At 65.0% G+C, this 18,340-nt stretch carries 18 protein-coding genes and 1 tRNA gene; 10 read left to right on the forward strand and 9 right to left on the reverse strand.

Annotation, left to right across the window (positions count from 1 at the left end; all coding sequences use genetic code 11):
- Window positions 1-10: 10 nt before the first annotated feature.
- The 6 genes from trpA (at window position 11) to RU01_RS04690 (ending at window position 5,776) form a co-directional block, all read left to right on the forward strand.
- Window positions 11-814 carry a tryptophan synthase subunit alpha gene (gene trpA, locus RU01_RS04665; protein ID WP_042573411.1) on the forward strand — a complete coding sequence of 268 codons (804 nt, stop codon included), beginning with the start codon at window positions 11-13 and terminating at the stop codon, window positions 812-814.
- Window positions 811-1,884, forward strand: coding sequence for a prolipoprotein diacylglyceryl transferase (gene lgt / locus RU01_RS04670; RefSeq protein WP_042573299.1), 1,074 nt, complete (start codon window positions 811-813; stop codon window positions 1,882-1,884). The genes trpA and lgt overlap by 4 nt, the downstream gene beginning before the upstream one ends.
- Window positions 1,871-2,593: a TM2 domain-containing protein gene (locus tag RU01_RS04675; protein WP_052493120.1), complete on the forward strand. Its 723-nt coding sequence runs from the start codon at window positions 1,871-1,873 to the stop codon at window positions 2,591-2,593. The genes lgt and RU01_RS04675 overlap by 14 nt, the downstream gene beginning before the upstream one ends.
- A 99-nt stretch (window positions 2,594-2,692) precedes the next feature.
- Complete coding sequence (gene pyk / locus RU01_RS04680) at window positions 2,693-4,111, forward strand: pyruvate kinase (protein ID WP_042573300.1); 1,419 nt, start codon at window positions 2,693-2,695, stop codon at window positions 4,109-4,111.
- Window positions 4,112-4,144: 33 nt separating this feature from the next.
- Window positions 4,145-5,047: an acyl-CoA thioesterase gene (locus RU01_RS04685; RefSeq protein ID WP_042573413.1), complete on the forward strand. Its 903-nt coding sequence runs from the start codon at window positions 4,145-4,147 to the stop codon at window positions 5,045-5,047.
- Window positions 5,048-5,398: 351 nt separating this feature from the next.
- Entirely contained in the window at window positions 5,399-5,776 is a 378-nt protein-coding gene (locus tag RU01_RS04690; RefSeq protein WP_052493121.1) for a helix-turn-helix domain-containing protein, read from the forward strand.
- Window positions 5,777-5,792: 16 nt separating this feature from the next.
- Here RU01_RS04690 and RU01_RS22750 read toward each other — a convergent pair whose 3' ends face one another.
- The 3 genes from RU01_RS22750 to RU01_RS04705 are packed head-to-tail and all read right to left on the reverse strand — an operon-like array spanning window position 5,793 to window position 7,389.
- A complete protein-coding gene (locus RU01_RS22750; protein WP_082518267.1) occupies window positions 5,793-6,452 on the reverse strand; it encodes a YoaK family protein in 660 nt (219 codons plus the stop codon).
- Window positions 6,449-6,946: a DNA-deoxyinosine glycosylase gene (locus RU01_RS22755; protein WP_042573302.1), complete on the reverse strand. Its 498-nt coding sequence runs from the start codon at window positions 6,944-6,946 to the stop codon at window positions 6,449-6,451. The genes RU01_RS22750 and RU01_RS22755 overlap by 4 nt, the downstream gene beginning before the upstream one ends.
- Window positions 6,943-7,389: an anthrone oxygenase family protein gene (locus RU01_RS04705; RefSeq protein ID WP_042573303.1), complete on the reverse strand. Its 447-nt coding sequence runs from the start codon at window positions 7,387-7,389 to the stop codon at window positions 6,943-6,945. Before RU01_RS04705 ends, RU01_RS22755 begins: the two co-directional genes overlap by 4 nt.
- A 72-nt stretch (window positions 7,390-7,461) precedes the next feature.
- On the opposite strand from RU01_RS04705, the gene RU01_RS04710 reads away from it, so the two are divergent.
- On the forward strand, window positions 7,462-7,839 hold the full coding sequence (locus RU01_RS04710; RefSeq protein WP_042573304.1) for a hypothetical protein: 378 nt from the start codon (window positions 7,462-7,464) through the stop codon (window positions 7,837-7,839).
- A gap of 11 nt (window positions 7,840-7,850) precedes the next feature.
- Here the strand turns inward: RU01_RS04710 and RU01_RS04715 are convergent.
- Window positions 7,851-7,927, reverse strand: a tRNA-Leu gene (locus RU01_RS04715).
- A 148-nt stretch (window positions 7,928-8,075) separates the two neighbouring features.
- On the opposite strand from RU01_RS04715, the gene RU01_RS04720 reads away from it, so the two are divergent.
- Window positions 8,076-8,681, forward strand: coding sequence for an ANTAR domain-containing response regulator (locus RU01_RS04720; RefSeq protein ID WP_042573305.1), 606 nt, complete (start codon window positions 8,076-8,078; stop codon window positions 8,679-8,681).
- A 189-nt stretch (window positions 8,682-8,870) separates the two neighbouring features.
- On the forward strand, window positions 8,871-10,214 hold the full coding sequence (locus RU01_RS04725) for an ABC transporter substrate-binding protein (protein WP_042573306.1): 1,344 nt from the start codon (window positions 8,871-8,873) through the stop codon (window positions 10,212-10,214).
- Between the two features lie 181 nt (window positions 10,215-10,395).
- On the opposite strand, the gene RU01_RS04730 is transcribed toward RU01_RS04725, so the two are convergent.
- From RU01_RS04730 to RU01_RS04750, 5 genes are all read right to left on the reverse strand, one after another.
- Entirely contained in the window at window positions 10,396-11,079 is a 684-nt protein-coding gene (locus tag RU01_RS04730) for a hypothetical protein (protein WP_197074683.1), read from the reverse strand.
- A 153-nt stretch (window positions 11,080-11,232) separates the two neighbouring features.
- Window positions 11,233-12,057 carry an ABC transporter ATP-binding protein gene (locus tag RU01_RS04735; protein ID WP_042573308.1) on the reverse strand — a complete coding sequence of 275 codons (825 nt, stop codon included), beginning with the start codon at window positions 12,055-12,057 and terminating at the stop codon, window positions 11,233-11,235.
- The gene (locus tag RU01_RS04740; protein ID WP_042573309.1) at window positions 12,054-13,067 is read right to left on the reverse strand and encodes an ABC transporter ATP-binding protein; all 1,014 of its coding nucleotides are present in this window, start codon (window positions 13,065-13,067) and stop codon (window positions 12,054-12,056) included. Before RU01_RS04740 ends, RU01_RS04735 begins: the two co-directional genes overlap by 4 nt.
- Window positions 13,057-14,049 carry a branched-chain amino acid ABC transporter permease gene (locus RU01_RS04745; RefSeq protein WP_042573310.1) on the reverse strand — a complete coding sequence of 331 codons (993 nt, stop codon included), beginning with the start codon at window positions 14,047-14,049 and terminating at the stop codon, window positions 13,057-13,059. Before RU01_RS04745 ends, RU01_RS04740 begins: the two co-directional genes overlap by 11 nt.
- A 2-nt stretch (window positions 14,050-14,051) precedes the next feature.
- Window positions 14,052-15,398 carry a branched-chain amino acid ABC transporter permease gene (locus RU01_RS04750; protein WP_197074689.1) on the reverse strand — a complete coding sequence of 449 codons (1,347 nt, stop codon included), beginning with the start codon at window positions 15,396-15,398 and terminating at the stop codon, window positions 14,052-14,054.
- Window positions 15,399-15,640: 242 nt separating this feature from the next.
- Between RU01_RS04750 and polA the strand changes: the two genes are divergently transcribed.
- Window positions 15,641-18,304 (forward strand): DNA polymerase I, encoded by a 2,664-nt coding sequence (polA, locus tag RU01_RS04755; protein ID WP_042573312.1) that lies wholly within the window; start codon window positions 15,641-15,643, stop codon window positions 18,302-18,304.
- Window positions 18,305-18,340: the final 36 nt, after the last annotated feature.

An 18,340-nucleotide genomic window follows, 5' to 3' on the forward strand; every position in this document is an offset into this window, starting at 1 on the left:
CCCGATCCCCGTGAATTCGGGTCCGTCACGGCTCGCATCGGTCTTCGAGACCACGCGTGGTGAGAAGCGCGCCGCGCTGGTCGGCTACCTGCCCGCAGGCTTTCCCACCGTCCCGGAATCGATCGAGGCAGTCCGCGCGCTGGTCGAGAGTGGTTGCGACATCATCGAAGTCGGTGTCCCGTACTCCGATCCCGTCATGGACGGGCCCACCATCGCGGCAGCGGCAGGTCGAGCGCTCGAGAACGGTGCCCGTGTGCGCGACGTGTTCACGGTCGTCGAGGCCATCGCCGACGCCGGTGGCAAGGCCGTCGTCATGACCTACTGGAACCCCGTCATGAAGTACGGCGTGTCCGCGTTCGCGGCCGACCTGGCGTCGGCCGGTGGCCTCGGCATGATCACGCCCGATCTCATCCCCGACGAGGCAGGCGACTGGTTGCAGGCCTCCGACGACAATCACCTCGACCGCATCTTCCTGGTCGCGCCGTCCTCGACCGAGGAACGGCTCTCGCGCACCGTCCAGTCGAGCAGCGGATTCGTCTACGCCGCGTCGACGATGGGTGTCACCGGAGCCCGCGACGCCGTGTCGTCGGCCGCGCCCGAGCTGGTCTCGCGCATCCGCGTGCATTCCGACATCCCCATCGGCATCGGCCTCGGCGTGCGTTCCGGTGCGCAGGCGGCGGAGATCGCTGCCTACGCCGACGCTGTCATCGTCGGATCCGCTCTGGTCACGGCCGTCGACTCCGGTATCTCCGCGGTGTCCGCGTTGACGGCGGAACTCGCCGAGGGCGTGCGGTCCGCCGAGGCGGCCTCGTGACCCTCGCGTCGAGCACCGCGGTTCTGGCATACCTGCCCAGTCCGCCTCAGGGAGTCTGGTACGTCGGTCCACTCGCTCTCCGCGCCTACGCGTTCTTCATCATCGTCGGCATCGTCATCGCGATCGTCTGGGGAGACAAGCGATGGGTCGCTCGCGGTGGCGACAAGGGAACAGTCCTCGACGTCGCCGTGTGGGCCGTACCGTTCGGGCTCATCGGTGGCCGGCTCTATCACGTCATCACCGACGCACCCACGTACTTCGGCGAGGGCGGCAACCCCGTCGATGCGCTGAAGATCTGGCAGGGCGGGCTCGGCATCTGGGGAGCGGTGTTCCTCGGTGGTGTCGGTGCGTGGATCGCGTGCCGTCGCCGGGGAATCCCGCTGCCGGCGTTCGGCGATGCCGTGGCGCCGGGCATCCTGCTCGCGCAGGCGATCGGTCGTATCGGCAACTACTTCAACCAGGAGCTGTACGGCCGGGAGACCACCCTCCCGTGGGGTCTCGAGATCTACGAACGTGTCGATGCCAACGGTCGCGTCGACACACTCGGTGGTGTCTCGACCGGCGTCGTCGAACGCGTCGTCCATCCGACGTTCCTGTACGAACTGCTGTGGAACATCGTCATCGTGGTTCTGATCGTGCTGATCGACCGTCGGTTCCGACTCGGTCACGGTCGCATCTTCGCCCTGTACGTGGCGGGCTACTGTGCGGGACGATTCGTCGTGGAACTGATGCGCAGCGACTTCGCCACGCTGATCGGTGGCATCCGGGTCAACTCGTTCACGTCCGGAATTGTGTTCCTGTTGGCGCTGGCCTACGTGGTGCTGGCACCGAAGGGCCGCGAGGATCCCGCGTCGTTGTCGACGCGGACCGAGAACGAGACCGCCGACGACACGGTTGCCGACGACACGGTTGCCGACGACACGGTTGCCGACGACACGGTTGCCGACGACACGGTTGCCGACGACAAGGCCGGGGACGACGCGGTTGCCGACGAGAAGACCGTCGACGAGAAGGCCGCTGACGACAAGGTGCTGTCGACGAGTGAGGACGAGGGACGTGACCGATCCTGAGAAGCCCGACCTGACGAAGAAGCCCGCGGCGAATCCCGACACGTCTGGCACCGAGTCCAGCTCCGGACCCGGCTGGAACACCAACGCCAGTTTCGGCGAGGGTCCGGGCGCCGGCGCGTACCCGTCGTATCCGTCGCCCGGCACGTTCCCGGAACCGTCCGCCGGCGACACGGCCGCGTTCGGTTACCCGGTGGGCGAATACGGCTCGTGGAACCGGGAGCCCGAGGCGAGCACATGGGCGGCGCCGTCCGCCGAGACTCCCTACGGCCAGGTGCCCCAGTACGGTCAGCCCCAGTACGGGCAGCAGCCTCAGTACGGTCGACAACAACCCTACGGTCAGAATCTGTACGCGCAGAACAACTTCGGCGGTCCGGGCTACGGCGTGGATCCCTCCGCGCCGTTCGGGCGGGACATGGCGACGGGCGAGCCGTACGGCGACAAGTCCAAGGTGACGGCGGGCATCCTGCAGCTCGCGCCCCTACTGTTCGGTCTGCCCATCGCTGTCGGCCGGTTCTACATCGGGACCACGGCGATCGCTGTGGCCCAGGTGGTCCTCTTCGCGGTGAGCGTGCTTCTGACCATCACGCTGATCGGCGCGATCATCGGTCTCCCGCTGTACGCGGCGGTGTGGTTGTGGTGCCTGATCGACGGAATCATCATGCTCGCGAGCAAGGTCCGCGACGGTGAGGGCCGGTTGCTCAAACCCTGAACGACCGGCTGGTTAACTACTCGCCAGTAGCCCGATTGTCAGGACATAGCGCCGCCACTTCGATAGGAATCGGGTGTCGCGGGGACTAGGCTTGCCCGTGTGACCCGACGGACGAAGATCGTATGCACTCTGGGACCAGCGACAGCCACCGACGAGAAGATCAGGGAGCTCGTCGAGAGCGGAATGGATGTCGCTCGACTCAATTTCAGCCACGGTGACTACCCCGATCACGAAGCGAACTACACGCGAGTGCGGGCGGCGTCCAACGCCACCGGCAAAGCCGTCGGCATCCTCGCCGACCTCCAGGGTCCGAAGATCCGCCTCGGCCGCTTCAAGGAGGGTAAGACCACCTGGGCCAACGGCGAGCTGATCCGCATCACCGTCGAGGAGTGCGAAGGCACCCACGACAGGGTGTCCACCACCTACAAAGAGCTTGCGCAAGACGCGAAGCCGGGCGATCGCCTGCTCGTGGACGACGGCAAGGTCGGTCTCGTCGTCACCGATGTCGAGGGCAACGATGTTCTCTGTCGCGTGACCGAGGGTGGCCCCGTCAGCAACAACAAGGGTGTCTCGCTCCCCGGTATGGACGTCTCCGTTCCCGCCATGTCCGAGAAGGACACCGAGGATCTGGAGTTCGCCCTCGCGCTGGGCGTCGACTTCATCGCACTGTCCTTCGTGCGGTCTCCGGCGGACATCGAGCTCGTGCACGCGATCATGGATCGAGTCGGCCGCCGAGTGCCAGTCATCGCGAAGATCGAGAAGCCCGAAGCAGTCGACAACCTCGAAGCCATCGTTCTCGCATTCGACGCGGTGATGGTCGCTCGCGGTGACCTCGGCGTGGAGCTCCCGCTCGAGCAGGTGCCGCTGGTGCAGAAGCGCGCCATCCAGATCGCGCGCGCCAACGCCAAGCCGGTCATCGTCGCCACGCAGATGCTCGAGTCGATGATCGAGAACTCCCGCCCCACCCGCGCGGAGGCATCCGACGTCGCGAACGCGGTGCTCGACGGTACCGACGCGGTGATGCTGTCCGGTGAGACCTCCGTCGGCAAGTTCGTGATGGAGACGGTGCGCACCATGGCCCGCATCGTCGAGACCGTCGAGATGGAGGGTGATGCAGTTCCCGCCCTCACACACACCCCCCGTACCAAGCGCGGCGTCATCTCCTATGCGGCGCGCGACATCGGCGAGCGTCTGGACGCGCGCGCCCTGGTCGCGTTCACGCAGTCCGGTGACACCGTTCGGCGTATGGCTCGTCTACATTCGCGCCTGCCTCTGCTCGCTTTCACGTCCATCCCCGAGGTCCGCAGCCAGCTGGCGCTGACGTGGGGAACGGAGACGTTCCTCGTTCCCTTCGTCGACACCACGGACGGGATGGTGCGCGAGGTGGACAAGTCGTTGCTCGAGCTCGATCGGTACAACCGCGGTGACCAGGTCGTCATCGTCGCCGGTGCTCCTCCCGGCACTGTAGGCTCCACCAACTTGATCCACGTGCATCGAATCGGAGAAGAGGACCGGTAAGTGACCGAAGCGGGGGGGACGGTCGGAGACGACCTGTCGGAGCGTCGGGGGGACGCGCCGACTGTCACGACAGGGCGCTCACGCGACCTGAGCGTGTTGTTGGACATTCTGGATCTGACCGATACGGGCGAGGACACGTTCGTCGGGCGTCATCCGGCGGAGGTCGGTAGTAGGACGTTCGGCGGACAGTTGGTGGCACAGGGTTTGATCGCCGCGGGTCGGACGGTGTCCGGCGGCAGACCTGTTCACGCGATCAATGCTCATTTCGTGCGCGGAGGAGATGTCAAGCGCGACATCGAGTATCGGGTCGATCGGCACCGGGACGGCCGAGCCTTCGCGAACCGTCAGGTCACGGCGTACCAGGACGGCGAAGAGCTGTTCGTGATGCTGGCCGCGTTCCAGGACGCTCGCGGGGGACTCGAGCACAGCGTGGAGTTGCCGGAGGTCGATTACCCGGAACTGCTTCCACCGCTGGGCAATCACTTCGACGGATACGAAGACCGACTGAAGATGTTCGTCGACGCGTTGAAACCCATCGACATGCGCTACGCCAATGATCCGGCCTGGATCATGAAAGGCACGGGGGAACGCCTGAACCACAATCGCGTGTGGATGAAGGCCGACGGACCGTTGCCGGACGATCCGAACCTGCACGTCGCGACGATGGGGTACGCGTCGGACACGACTGTGCTCGACTCCATCATCACGACGCACGGATTGTCCTGGGGACTGGATCGCATCGTCGCGGCCACGGTCAACCACTCGATCTGGTTCCATCGACCCTTCCGGTTCGACGAGTGGATGCTCTACGCCACCGAATCCCCGGTAGCCGCCGGCTCACGGGGATTGGCGACGGGTCGATTCTTCTCTCGCAGTGGTGAATTGGTGGCGACGGTTGTTCAGGAAGGTCTGATCCGCCATTTTCCGACGCGGTGAGTCGTCGGCGACGATGACGAATATGTCGGCGAAGCAGTCACGTCCGAATTCCGCGAGTACGCCAGCGATGAATTTCGTTCCGGGCAAGCATTTTCCGCTGAGAATGCGGGAGACGGTGGCGGGATCGACCCCGATCCGTTCCGCCAATTGTCCGTCCGTCGTGATCTCCGCGTAGCGACGCAGTCGTTCCAAGCCGTCGCGATCCAGCGCGAGATTCGCCATCGATTACCCCCCAGTGATCGATCGTGTCGCGCTCGTTGCGCGCACGACACGAAAGGTACACACGCAATAGCGCCGCGGCAATCGACACACTCTGGCTCGAGTTGCGTCGATGTCAGTAGTGTTCGCGCCATGGGTGAGACGTCCGGGGTGGGGGAGACGTGGTGGGAGTACTTGAACCGCGTCACAGACAGAGCATCACAAGTGGAGATCGCGCGGGCAGCAGGGGTGGATCCCGCGTCGGTCTCGAGATGGAAGTTGGGGAAGAACACGCCGAGTGCCGACCGCGTCATCGCTGTCGCACGGCACTTCGGCCGTAATCCGGTCGAGGCGCTGGTGGTCGCACGGTATCTGGCGCCGCACGAGGTCGACGCCAGAATCGAACTCGCTGCCAGCGCCGCGGCGTTGACGGACGAGGAGCTTGTGACAGCCATCCGTCGACGTCTGGTCGATCGGCCGTCGCACGAGGACGTCGTCGCGGTCGACATGTCGCATCACACCGTGCACTGAGGGACCGTCGTCGGTCCTACTCCGCGCGCTCGTCGATCAGGAAGATGATCAGCGTGGCGGCCAGAACTGCTGCGGGAATCCATGCTGCCCGCACGCCGATCGTTTCCGTGGCCGCCGCGCCCGCGAGCGCACCGAGCGCGAAGACGGCGATGACGGCGCTGTAGACGCGAACCGCACGCCTGCCGGCGGGATCACGGTCGACGAGGGCGGCGAAGCCCGCGTCGGTGAATCGCATGAGGTTGCCGGTCATCGCCACGGCGATGAAGTTGAGGTCGCCGATCGTGCGGAACAGCGCGAACTGCAGGGATGCGATGAACGCAATGGGGACGGTGACCAGTGCGTTCGGAACGGTGTCGGGGACGAAACCGACGACCGCGAGGATCGCGGCCTGGGCTGCGACAGACCATCGGATCGGCCGATGCACGTGGCGTTCGGCTCGCCCGGACTTGATGACGTTCGCGATCACCACTCCGACGACGAACGCCAGAAGAGGCCAGAGGTGATCGGCGGCCGCGCTCCACTGTGTACGCGAGAGTTCGATGGCCAGGAAGATGACGTTGCCGGTCTGCGCGTTGGCGAACACGCCACCACGGGAGACGAAGGTGTACGCGTCGAGGAAGCCGCTCGCAGCCGTAACGATGAGAGCGAATCGCAGGCTGGTGGACGTGGTGGTCACGGGGACACCTCCATGACTACGCGCCACGCCTCGGTCTTCTCGGCCAGTGTCGACGACGCGTGCGCCGGGCTCGTCGAGGGGAGCCGCCGGCACGCCACGGCGCGGGGCAACCGGACATGTCGGAGGAAGAGCTTCTCGGCGGCGGCACCGTTGAGGAAGATTCGTCGGACGGTCGGATGATCGGTGACGAAGCCCGCGAGGTCGTTGGCCACGGCGGTGTCGGCGTCGATGGCGGAGTCCAGACTTCCCTCCCGCGTGCAGAGTTCGAGAACGTCCCACACGGCGATACCGGACGCGGTGAGTGCCGCGACGCGGTCGTCGTAAGGATCGTCGGCGCGGAAATCCACGAGCTGAGCCATGATCGGCCAGAACGCATTTCGCGGATGTGCGTAGTACTGCCCCGCGCGCAGCGAGGCCACGCCCGGCATGGATCCGAGAAGGAGGGTGTGCGGACTCGCGCCCACGAGGGGCGCGAAACTGTGGACGACGGTCACTGCGCCACCCCGGCGGCGAGCAGCAGGATCGACGACGCGACACCGGCGAGAACGCGGACGTGGTTCCACCGCGTCCACCGGAGCAGGAATTCGGGCCAGACATCGTCGCGCGCAGCGAGGCGATTGTTCAGAGGCACGTTGACGACGACGGTCACACCGACGCATCCACCGACATAGAGGACCGCTGCGAGCACGACGAGCGATGCGGGTATGCCAGGCTCGAGGACAGCCGTCACGGCGGCAGCGACGGTTGCTACCGCGGTGCCGAACAGGAGAACCATGAAGAGGGGAGCGACGATGACCACATTGATGCGGTTCATCAGCGCGGCGGCCGACGACGCGGGCTGTGATGCCAATGCCGGCATCACGGCGAGGGAGAACGCGAGAAGAATCCCCGACACGAGGGCGGATCCGAGTCCCGCGACGATCAGGAGAGCGGTCACGGCGGACCCTTTCTGTGCGGCAGTCCTGCCATCGAATCAGACGCATGTCGCTCGCAGGGAAAGGACCGGCCGTTGATCGTCACGAGTGCATTCTTCGCGGACTACGCGAGGCAGTCGGACCAGAAGCTCGACGTCCTTGGAGGAATCTGGGACTGGTGCGTCCTTCCGTCGTTGGAACAGCCCGTCGAGGCGTATCTGGTGGTGCTCCTGCAGCGCGGCCCGGACGACGCCGACGGCGGTCGCCTGCAGGTGCAGATCACGGACGGAGAGGACGAGCCGCTCCACGTGTTCGAGTTGCCCGTCAGCGGCCGCATCGACGGCGAGCAGCAGGCGGTCGCATTCCCGATCTCGTTCACCTGTCGACGCATCGGGAGGCATGTCGTGCGGCTGACGACAGGACGCGACGACGTGGGATTCGCTCTGTCGCTGGATGTTCGGTCGATGACCTGACGTGTGGAACGTGGTGCCCTCGGTGAGACTCGAACTCACACTGCACGGGTTTTGAATCCGTTTCCTCTGCCAATTGGGATACGAGGGCGGACCACTCGCTCGGCGAATGGTGCGGTCACCGAGTGTAGAAGATCGGTGCCGACGCCGGTGCACCGGTACCCTGACGGTGCCCTGCGGGGCGGCCGTGTTCGAGGGGTGGGAAGAACCGCCAGTGAGTAGAAGAGGACGAGTCCACGATGAACACACCGGTTGCTCCGGCGGCGAAGCGCGTGGTCGTGGCGGAGGACGAGTCGTTGATCCGCCTGGACCTGGTCGAGATGCTGCGCGAAGAGGGCTACGACGTCGTCGGTGAAGCGGCCGACGGACAGGAAGCCGTCGATCTGGTGCGCGCTCTGCTGCCCGATCTGGTGATCATGGACGTGAAGATGCCGCGTCGTGACGGCATCGACGCCGCGTCGGAAATCGCGGCCGCCCGGTTGGCGCCCGTGGTGATCCTGACGGCGTTCAGTCAGCGTGAGCTGGTCGAGAGAGCACGAGATGCCGGCGCGATGGCGTATCTGGTCAAACCCTTCACCAAGGCCGACCTGGTGCCGGCCGTGGAACTTGCCGCCAGTCGGTTCACGGAGATCTCCGCCCTCGAGACGGAGATCGCGGATCTCACCGATCGTCTGGACACCCGCAAGCTGATCGAGCGCGCGAAGGGCCTGTTGATGACGTCGCAGTCGTTGTCGGAGCCGGACGCGTTCACGTGGATCCAACGTGCCGCGATGGACCGCCGCACGACCATGAAAGCGGTTGCTGCCGTGGTCATCGAAACGCTGGGAAATACGCCCGCTTCGTGAGATTCCGGGGCACGAACCGGCCGTGACGACTGTGCCAGGCTACGGCCACGTTAAAACTCGCTGCCAACACGTCACAGTAAGGTCACAGGGCTTGTTCCAGAGGTCGCGAACGGTCCCGGAACGATAGGTTCTCCTTCACGAGCGTCGCGGTATCGGGTGCGTGACGCACATATTTCTAGGAGACGACAGATGGCAAGACGAACCATCGTTCGGACGGCTGCAGTGGTGAGCGTCGCCTCGCTCGCCCTGTTCGGCTGTTCCTCGAGCGACGATTCGAGTTCCGGCAGCGAGAGCAGTGCTGCCGGCGGATCTTCCGCATCCGCTTCGGCGGAAGCAACCGTGAGCACCGACTGCACGCCCGAACAGGCAACTGCCGGCGCGACACCGGTGACCACCCCCCTCAAGCTCGGCACACTTCTTCCGGAGACCGGCAGCCTGGCCTTCCTCGGACCGCCCGAGGTCGCCGGCGTCCAGCTGGCCGTCAACGACATCAACGGCGCCGGCGGCGTCCTGAGCCAGCCGATGGAACTCATCCCCGGCGACTCGGGCGACACCACCACCGACACCGCGAACAGCACCGTCGACCGCGAGCTCGCGGCCGGTGCCAGCGTCATCCTCGGTGCGGCATCGTCCTCGGTGTCCCTCAAGGTCATCGACAAGATCGCCAGCGCAGGCGTCGTCCAGATCTCGCCGGCCAACACCTCGGACCAATTCGTCTGCTACCCGGACAAGGGTCAGTACTTCCGTACCGCCCCGACCGATGTGCTTCAGGCGCAGGCCCTCTCGCAGCTCATCTCCGAGGACGGCGGACAGCGTGTGTCTATCCTCGCGCTGAACGACCCGTACGGCACCGGTCTGGCCAGCAACACGGTCACCAACCTCGAGGACGCCGGCGTCGCCTCCGATCAGATCCAGAAGATCATCTACGACCCCAACGCGCAGTCGTTCAACGCCGAGGTCGACCAGGTGAAGAACTTCAACCCTGACGCGGTCGCCATCATCGGCTTCGAGGAGTCGGCGAAGATCATCACCCGTATGCACGAGATCGGCATCGGACCGTCGGACGGCACTGCTGTCTACGGTGTCGACGGCAACATGGGCAACGCGCTCGGCGAGGCCGTCGGCGCAGGACTGCTCGACACCATGCGTGGAACCACCCCGCTCACCGACGTGGGTGCGGGCTTCCAGGATCGACTCAAGGCCGTCAACCCGGCACTGGTCGACTTCAACTACGCCGGTGAGTCCTACGACGCAGTCGTGATCTCCGCTCTCGCTGCCGAGCAGGCCAAGTCCACGGCCGGCGTCGACATCGCGGCGAACATCAACTCCGTCACCAAGGACGGAACGAAGTGCACGACGTTCCAGGAGTGCCTGCCGCTGGTCAAGGCCGGGACCGACATCGACTACGACGGTGTCACCGGTCAGCTCAGCTTCACCGACGGCGGCGAGCCTGCTGTCGGTTCTTACGGCAAGCTGGTCTTCGGACCTGACAACAAGCTCACCACCGAGGACTACATCGTCGTCGGCGGCTGATCTGCAGTAACCCCGAACGGGCCCGACTCCACTGGAGTCGGGCCCGTTCTGTTGTGCGTAGGGCTCGCCTCGCCCCCGGCGAGTACGTCGATAGTGCTGTGATGTCGGCTCGTGGCACGACACTATGGACGTACTCGCCGAGGGGGACGCAGACATCGGGATGAAGAACGACGGCTCGAGTTCAGCGGTCGCCGCTACAGATGATCCCTTCGTCGGGATCTGCCGATGGATCGGGCGTCAGGTCTGCACACTTCTGCATCAGGGGAGGGCCCTGATAGTCCGCCAGCTGCGGACACACATGTCGCACAGCCGAGTAGACGACTAATTCGTACTGGGCTTCCTCGTTGCCAGGCCCCGAGGCGGTCGACTGCAGTTGCTCCCACAGTTGCCCGACGCCGGAATCGGAGATCGTGTTGCACGCCGCTCGGCCGAGCTCGGCCACATGTCCTCGCAGAGCGCGGAACTTCACTCCTGAGTACAGCTGTCCGTCGTTGAGGGGAAGTCCGCAGATTGCACGGGAGAAGGCTGCGTCGGCACCGCTCGGAACCTCGTCGTTCGGTCCTTGCCGCCATTCTGCTCGCTTGTCCTCGGCGAGTTGGGCAGGTGACGGAAACGATTGATCCGGATAGGTCGAACGCTGGTCGTCGAACACGGTCTGCCAGTACCCGACGTAGTCCTCTTCGGTGAGGTTCGGCTGTTCCGAGTCCACGCATACCGCCGCGTCGTCGACGGGAGCATCGGTAGGGGCCGTGGCGAAGTACTGCTCGGGTGTCGACAGCACGGGATCAGGCGGGCCGTAGGTGGGCGTACTGCATGCAGTCGCAACAACTGCTGCTGCCGTAACCACAAGAATCGAGTACCTCATGTGGGCGAACCCTAGATTGCCGGAGTCGTTTCGGGAACCCGCTAGCACCGGTTCGGCGCCGTACGCAAAGTGCACCGGCGGCGAGTACGTCCATAACGCTGTGAATCGAGCTGTGTCGACGACACTATGGACGTACTCGCCGAGAGGTGACGGCTACTTCTTCTCTTTGCTCCCCGCGAGCGTGCCGAGGTAGAGCTCGATGACCTTGGGATCGTTCATCAGATTCGTACCCGTGTCGGTGTACGCGTTCTTGCCCTGATCGAGAACGTAACCGCGGTCGCAGATCTGCAGGCATCGACGGGCGTTCTGCTCGACCATGATGATCGAGACACCTGCCGCGTTGATCTTCTTGCAGCGGATGAACACCTCGTCCTGGAACATGGGGGACAGACCCGCCGACGGCTCGTCGAGAAGCAGTACGGACGGTTCCATCATCAGGGCGCGGCCCATGGCCACCATCTGGCGTTCACCGCCGGACAGTGCGCCCGCCTTGATCTTGCGACGCTCGGAGAGCAGCGGGAACAGTTCGCTGACGAAGTCGAACCGCTCCTGGAACTTCTTCGGCCGCAGGTAGATCCCCATCTCGAGGTTCTCCTCGATAGTGAGCGAGGGGAACACGTTCTGCGTCTGCGGAACGTAGCCGACGCCCTTGGTCACCAACACATGCGCTTCGGCGGACGTGATGTTGTCTCCGCGCAGGGTGACCGCGCCGCTGCGGATGGGGATGAGCCCGAACAGCGCTTTGAGCAGTGTCGACTTGCCGGCACCGTTCGGTCCGATGATGCCGACGATCTCGCCGTCGTTCAGGTAGAAGTTGCAGTCCTTCAGGATGTTGACGCCAGGGATGTACCCGGCCACCAGGTCGTCGGCGCGCACGAGCGCGTCGGTGGCCAGGCGGCGGTGTTCGTCCGGTGTCGCCGCGAATTCCGCTGCGGTGAGCCCGGTTTCCCCGGATGTGGTTGCTCCGGATTCGGTCATGTCGTGGTCCTCTTGTCCAGCGCGATCTCGGGCTCGGCCTCGGAGAGGTCGCCGCCCGCTTCCAGGGTCTGCACCTCGGCCTGCTCGAGTGCCTCCGCCAGCTCTGCGGTGGCCCCCACGGGGTTGCCGTCGGCGTCGAACTCGAGGGCCTGGTCGTGGTGGCTTCCGAGGTAGGCGTCGACGACGGCCTCGTTGTCCGCCAGCTGTGCCGGTGCGGACTCCGCGATGACACTGCCCTGAGCCATGACGACGACCCAGTCGCTGATGTCGCGGATGACGTCCATGTCGTGCTCGACGAAGACGACGGTCATGCCGTCGTCGCGCAGCGACTTGATGTGGCCCAGAAGGCTCTGCGTCAGAGCCGGATTCACACCCGCCATGGGCTCGTCGAGCATGACCACCGCCGGATCGGTCATCAGTGCGCGTGCCATCTCGAGCAGCTTGCGCTGACCGCCCGATAGCGACCCCGCGAGGTCGTCGGCCTTGGCGTCGAGCTTGAATCGCGCCAGCAGGTCGTTGGCTCGTTCGGTGACTTCGCGCTCCTGCGCCTTCCACGTCCACGGCATGAGCGTGTTGAAGATCCGCTCACCCTTCTGGCCCGTGGCGCCGAGGCGGACGTTGTCCAGCACAGTCAGTTTCGACAGTGCCTTCGTCAGCTGGAAGGTGCGCACCACTCCGTGGCGTGCCACCTGGTGGGGTGTCATCTTGCCGAGAGACTTGCCGTCCATGGACCAGGTGCCGGTGTCCGGCTGATCGAAGCCGGTGAGCAGGTTGAACAAAGTCGTCTTGCCGGCGCCGTTCGGGCCGATCAGACCGGTGATGCACCCACGCTGGATCTCGAGGTGCGCCACGTCGACAGCCTTGAGGCCGCCGAACGTACGGGACACACCGTCGACGACCATGGTCGGGTCGGGCTTGGCGACGCCGGGTGTGTTGGCGACGTCCGCGAAGAGCGCGGCGCGCACCTCCGCGGAGAGCGGCTTGCGTGCCGCGATGGTGTTACTTGGCATCGAGCTGTACCTCCCGCTTGTTGCCCAGCAGTCCTTGCGGGCGGAAGATCATCAGCACCGCGATGAGGATGCCGAGGAGAACGAATCGTGTTGCGCCGACCTGCTGTTCGGTCATGGGGATGAACGGGTCGGGGCCCGCGGCAGCCTGACGCAGCAGGACGTCGGGGATCGAGAGCAGGAACCAGAACAGCATCGCTCCGACGACCGGTCCGAACACCGTGGCGGCGCCGCCCAGGATCAGTGCTCCGAAAGCGAAGAAGGTCTGCGCGGTCGAGTAGAAGTCGGGGTTGATCGACTTGGTCTGGAGGGCGTTGAACACGCCGCCCATGCCGCCGATGACACCGCCGAGAACCAGCGCCTGCATCTTGTAGACGAAGACGTTCTTGCCGAGCGAGCGCGCAGCATCCTCGTCCTCACGCACGGCCTTGAGCACGCGTCCCCATGGGCTGTGGGTGAGCAGATAGACGAGGCCGCACAGGATGATCACGAGCGACCACCCGACGACCATCGCCCACAGGTCGTCGCCGTAGAACTTCACGCCGGCGAACGAGTACTGCTTGCCCGAGTCGAACGGGCTGAGATTGGTGAACGGATCGGCGAAGCCGAAGAGGCCGTTGGTCGATCCGGTGACACCGTTGGACGCGGTGGATCGGAAGACGAGCCTCAGGATCTCGGACGCCGCGATCGTGACGATGGCCAGATAGTCGGCTCGTAGTCGCAGCGTCGGGATGCCGAGAACCAGAGCCAACAACCCTGCGGCGGCCAGTCCGACGATGATGCCGAGCCACAACGGCTGCTCGTAGGTGATGGTCATGATGCCGACGCCGTACCCACCGAGGAGTGCGAAGCCGATCTGTCCGAAGTTGAGCAGTCCGGCGTAGCCGAAGTGCAGGTTGAGGCCGATGGCGAGAAGTGCGTAGAAGATCGCTGACGGCCCGACGAGCTGGGCGAGCGATACCTGAATTGCTCCGACGATATCCATGGTCAGCCGATCCTTTGCCGCGAGCCCAGGATGCCTTGCGGCCGGACGATGAGGATGACGATCAAGACGAGCAATCCTCCGATGTATTTGAGGTCGGGGTTGATCACGAGGGTCGACCACTGCACCAGCAGTCCGACGATGACACAGCCCAGGAGCGCGCCGTAGGCAGTTCCCAGTCCACCGAGGGTGATACCGGCGAACATGAGCAGGAGGAGCTTGAAGCCCATCTCCCACTGGACGCGACCGCCGAGCTCGGAGAGCCCGAACAGGACGCCGCCCAGGGCTGCGAGTCCGCCGCCCATGCACCAGACGAACGTGACGACACGCTCGACGTTGATGCCCGACGACGCTGCGAGGTCGCGGTTGTCCGCGACGGCACGCATGGCCTTGCCGATGCGGGTCTTCTGCAGCATGAGAGCGACGAGAACGAGCACCACGATGCTGATGACGATGCAGGCGAGGTTGACGTCCGTGATGGCGAACGGCCCCCATTCACGCTGCACCTGCGCCTGGTAGTCCTTGTACGGCTCGGCGCGGTCGGAGAAGAAGATGAGGATCAGGTATCGCAGGGCGATAGCGAGGCCGATCGACACGACGAGCTGGCCGATCAGACCCGTCTTACGTCTGCGCAGTGGTCTCCACAGTCCGGCGTTGTTCGCCCAGCCGACCGCCACACCGACGATCACCGCCAGGATCGTTGCCGGGATCAACTGGATCCCGAGCTTCTGGTTGAAGACCCATGCTGCGACCGCACCGAGCGTGACCAGTTCTCCGTGGGCGAAGTTGGTGAGGCCGGTCGTGCCGAAGATCAGGCTCAGACCGATCGCGGCGAGCGCGATGACCAGTCCGAACCGCAGTCCGTCGATGGTCGTGCGGAGGAACTTCTCGTAGAACGGCACCACGGTCGCGCTGCGCTCTTCACCGAAGCTGAAGATCACGGTGTTGGCGCGGCCCTGGACCACGGTGCGTTCGACGTCGCCTTGGACCGACACGCCGTCGGGCAGGGTTTCGGGGTCGACGCGGAAGGTGTAGTCACCGGGGGAGACGGGGAGCGTCCACCGGCCTCCCTCCGCGGACGTGGTGCGTGCGACTTCGGCGTCGGAGCCGTCGAGTGCGAGAACGTCGACACCGACGAGGCGTTCGCCCGCATTGTTCAGGCTGCCGCTGACGTCGACCGCATCTGCCGGGGGAGTCGAGGAGCTGCTCGCGGGTGGTGAGCTGGAGCTCGGGGTAGGAGCGGGAGTGGGTTCCTGGGCCAGGGCTGTTCCACCGACGGTGGCAGCAGCGATGAGGCCGAGGAGAACGACGACGAGCGCGCGGACGATCGTGGCGGTAGCCACGGATCGCACGGGCCGTCGAGGACTCGAGGGGGGCACGCGGGGTCCTCTCGGACGGTCGAATAACGCCGAGTTGTCTCGGCAGTGCTTGCAATTGTCGGACTCTATCGGGCTGGAGGTATCGAAAACGGCCGCTTCGATTTCTTCGATGTTGCGGTCTTGTTTCGAAGCGGGCGAGCGCCGACGGCGGAGATGTCGGTCGTCGTCCCTAGACTGACGGGGTGAGTCCAGTAACCGAGTCCTCGCCCCTGCTGATGCTGATCGACGGTCACTCGGTTGCGTATCGAGCCTTCTACGCGCTCCCCGCCGAGAACTTCAAGACCACGAGTGGGCAGACCACCAACGCTGTCTACGGATTCACCTCCATGCTGATCAACCTGCTGCGCGACGAGGCGCCCACACACGTGGGCGCTGCCTTCGACGTCTCACGCCAGACCTTCCGGGCGGAGAAGTTTCCCGAGTACAAGGCCAATCGCATCAAGACTCCCGACGAGTTCGCGGGTCAGATCGACATCACCAAGGATGTCCTCGGGGCCCTGGGTATTCCGGTCATGGCGGAGCCCGGCTTCGAGGCCGACGACATCATCGCGACCTTGACGACGCAGGCAGTGGCGGCCGGATATCGCGTCCTCGTGGTCACGGGTGATCGCGATTCGCTGCAGCTGGTCAACGATCAGGTGACCGTGCTGTACCCACGCAAGGGTGTCTCCGACCTGACGCGGTTCACCCCGTCCGAAGTCGAGAGCAAGTACGGGCTCACCCCTGCGCAGTACCCGGATTTCGCTGCGCTGCGCGGGGATCCGAGCGACAACCTGCCGGGTATCCCGGGGGTGGGGGAGAAGACGGCGACGAAGTGGATCAAGGAGTTCGGCAGCCTCGACGAACTGGTCGACAAGGTCGATACCGTGCGCGGCAAGGTGGGGGACGCCCTGCGGGCCAACCTTTCCAGCGTGGTCCTCAACCGCCAGCTCACCGAGATGGTGCGCGATGTCCCGCTGCCGTACACTCCGGATCAGCTGCAACTGGCGCCGTGGGACCGAGATCGGGTCCACGCGCTATTCGACGATCTCGAGTTCCGTGTTCTCCGCGATCGACTGTTCGCGACGTTGTCGTCCACCGAACCCGAAGCGGAAGAGGGCTTCGAGGTCAGCGGTCGCGCGCTCGAGCCGGGCGAGCTGGGCGAGTGGTTGGACACGCACACCAGCGACGGAGTACGGACCGGACTGTCCGTGGTGGGGACTCGCTCACCGTTCGACGGGGACGCCACATCCGTCGCATTCGCCGCCGCCGACGGTGAGGGTGCCTACATCGAGACGATCGGACTCACCGAGGAGGACGAGCAGGCGCTCGCACGGTGGTTCGCGGACGAATCGCGGCCGAAAGCGTTGCACGAGGCCAAATGGGCCCTGCATGCGCTTCGTGGCCGCGGATGGCCGGTCGCCGGGCTCACCAGTGACACTGCCCTGTCCGCGTATCTGGTCCGGCCGGGGCAACGCAGCTTCGCCCTGGACGACCTGTCGCTGCGCTACCTCAAACGCGAACTGCGCGTAGAGGATGCAGGGGATGCGCAGCTGTCGTTGCTCGACAGTGAGGACGAGACGCAGGCTGCCGTGGCGGAGGGTGAGATCCTGCGCGCGCAGGCAGTTCTGGATCTCGCGGACGCCCTCGATCGTGAACTGGCCGAGATCGAGTCGGCGCCGTTGCTCTCGGACATGGAACTTCCGCTCCTGGACGTTCTGGCGACGGTGGAGAACACCGGTATCGCCATCGATCTCGACCATCTCCACGATCTGCAGAGTCAATTCGCCGGCGAGGTCAGCGTTGCCGCCGAGGCCGCGTACGTGGTGATCGGCAAGCAGATCAACCTCGGTTCGCCGAAGCAGTTGCAGGTCGTGCTCTTCGACGAATTGGACATGCCCAAGACCAAGCGCACCAAGACCGGCTACACCACCGATGCCGAAGCGCTGCAGAGCATGTTCGAGAAGACCGAGCATCCGTTCCTGCGTCACCTGCTCGATCACCGCGACGCGACGCGACTCAAGGTCACCGTCGACGGTCTGCTGAAGTCGGTCAGCGACGACGGTCGCATCCACACGACGTTCAATCAGACCATCGCCGCCACCGGCAGGTTGTCCTCGACCGAACCCAATCTGCAGAACATCCCGGTCAAGACGTCCGCGGGTCGACGGATCCGCGAGGGGTTCGTCGTCGGCGAGGGCTACGACACGCTGATGACGGCCGACTACAGCCAGATCGAGATGCGCATCATGGCGCACGTATCCGGTGACGAGGGATTGATCGAAGCGTTCAATACCGGCGAGGACCTGCACAGCTTCGTCGGATCGCGGGCCTTCGGTGTTCCGATCGACGAGGTCACCCCGGAGTTGCGCCGACGCGTGAAGGCGATGTCCTACGGGCTCGCGTACGGCCTCAGCGCTTACGGGCTGTCGCAGCAGCTCAAGATTTCGACGGACGAGGCCAAAGAGCAGATGGAGGCGTACTTCTCCCGGTTCGGTGGAGTCCGCGACTATCTCCACGAAGTGGTCGAGGCTGCGCGCAAGGTGGGGTACACCTCGACCCTCTACGGTCGTCGGCGCTATCTCCCGGATCTCACCAGCGACAACCGTCAGCGTCGTGAAGTGGCCGAGCGCGCCGCACTCAACGCGCCCATCCAGGGGACGGCAGCCGACATCATCAAGGTCGCGATGATCGACGTGCAGCGGGCGTTGGCACAGTCGTCGCTCACGTCTCGGATGCTTCTGCAGGTTCACGACGAACTGGTGCTCGAGGTCGTCGAGTCCGAACGCGTCGAGGTGGAGGCGTTGGTGCGGGACAAGATGGCCCATGCCATCGAGTTGTCCGTGCCTCTCGACGTCTCCGTGGGCACGGGTCGCACCTGGGACGACGCCGCACACTGACGCGACGGCGCAGGACGACGAAAGGCGGGCACCGGG

The sequence above is a fragment of the Rhodococcus sp. MEB064 genome (assembly GCF_000834565.1).
In the GTDB taxonomy this organism is placed as follows: Bacteria; Actinomycetota; Actinomycetes; order Mycobacteriales; family Mycobacteriaceae; genus Rhodococcoides.

What these genes read in the sequence shown, in the direction of transcription:
- RU01_RS04690 (WP_052493121.1), top strand. Translation starts at nt 5,399, where the DNA reads ATGGGTGAGACGTCCGGGGTGGGGGAGACGTGGTGGGAGTACTTGAAC.
- RU01_RS04720 (WP_042573305.1), top strand. Translation starts at nt 8,076, where the DNA reads ATGAACACACCGGTTGCTCCGGCGGCGAAGCGCGTGGTCGTGGCGGAG.
- RU01_RS04725 (WP_042573306.1), top strand. Translation starts at nt 8,871, where the DNA reads ATGGCAAGACGAACCATCGTTCGGACGGCTGCAGTGGTGAGCGTCGCC.
- RU01_RS04730 (WP_197074683.1), bottom strand. Translation starts at nt 11,079, where the DNA reads ATGAGGTACTCGATTCTTGTGGTTACGGCAGCAGCAGTTGTTGCGACT.
- RU01_RS04735 (WP_042573308.1), bottom strand. Translation starts at nt 12,057, where the DNA reads ATGACCGAATCCGGAGCAACCACATCCGGGGAAACCGGGCTCACCGCA.
- RU01_RS04740 (WP_042573309.1), bottom strand. Translation starts at nt 13,067, where the DNA reads ATGCCAAGTAACACCATCGCGGCACGCAAGCCGCTCTCCGCGGAGGTG.
- RU01_RS04745 (WP_042573310.1), bottom strand. Translation starts at nt 14,049, where the DNA reads ATGGATATCGTCGGAGCAATTCAGGTATCGCTCGCCCAGCTCGTCGGG.
- polA (WP_042573312.1), top strand. Translation starts at nt 15,641, where the DNA reads ATGCTGATCGACGGTCACTCGGTTGCGTATCGAGCCTTCTACGCGCTC.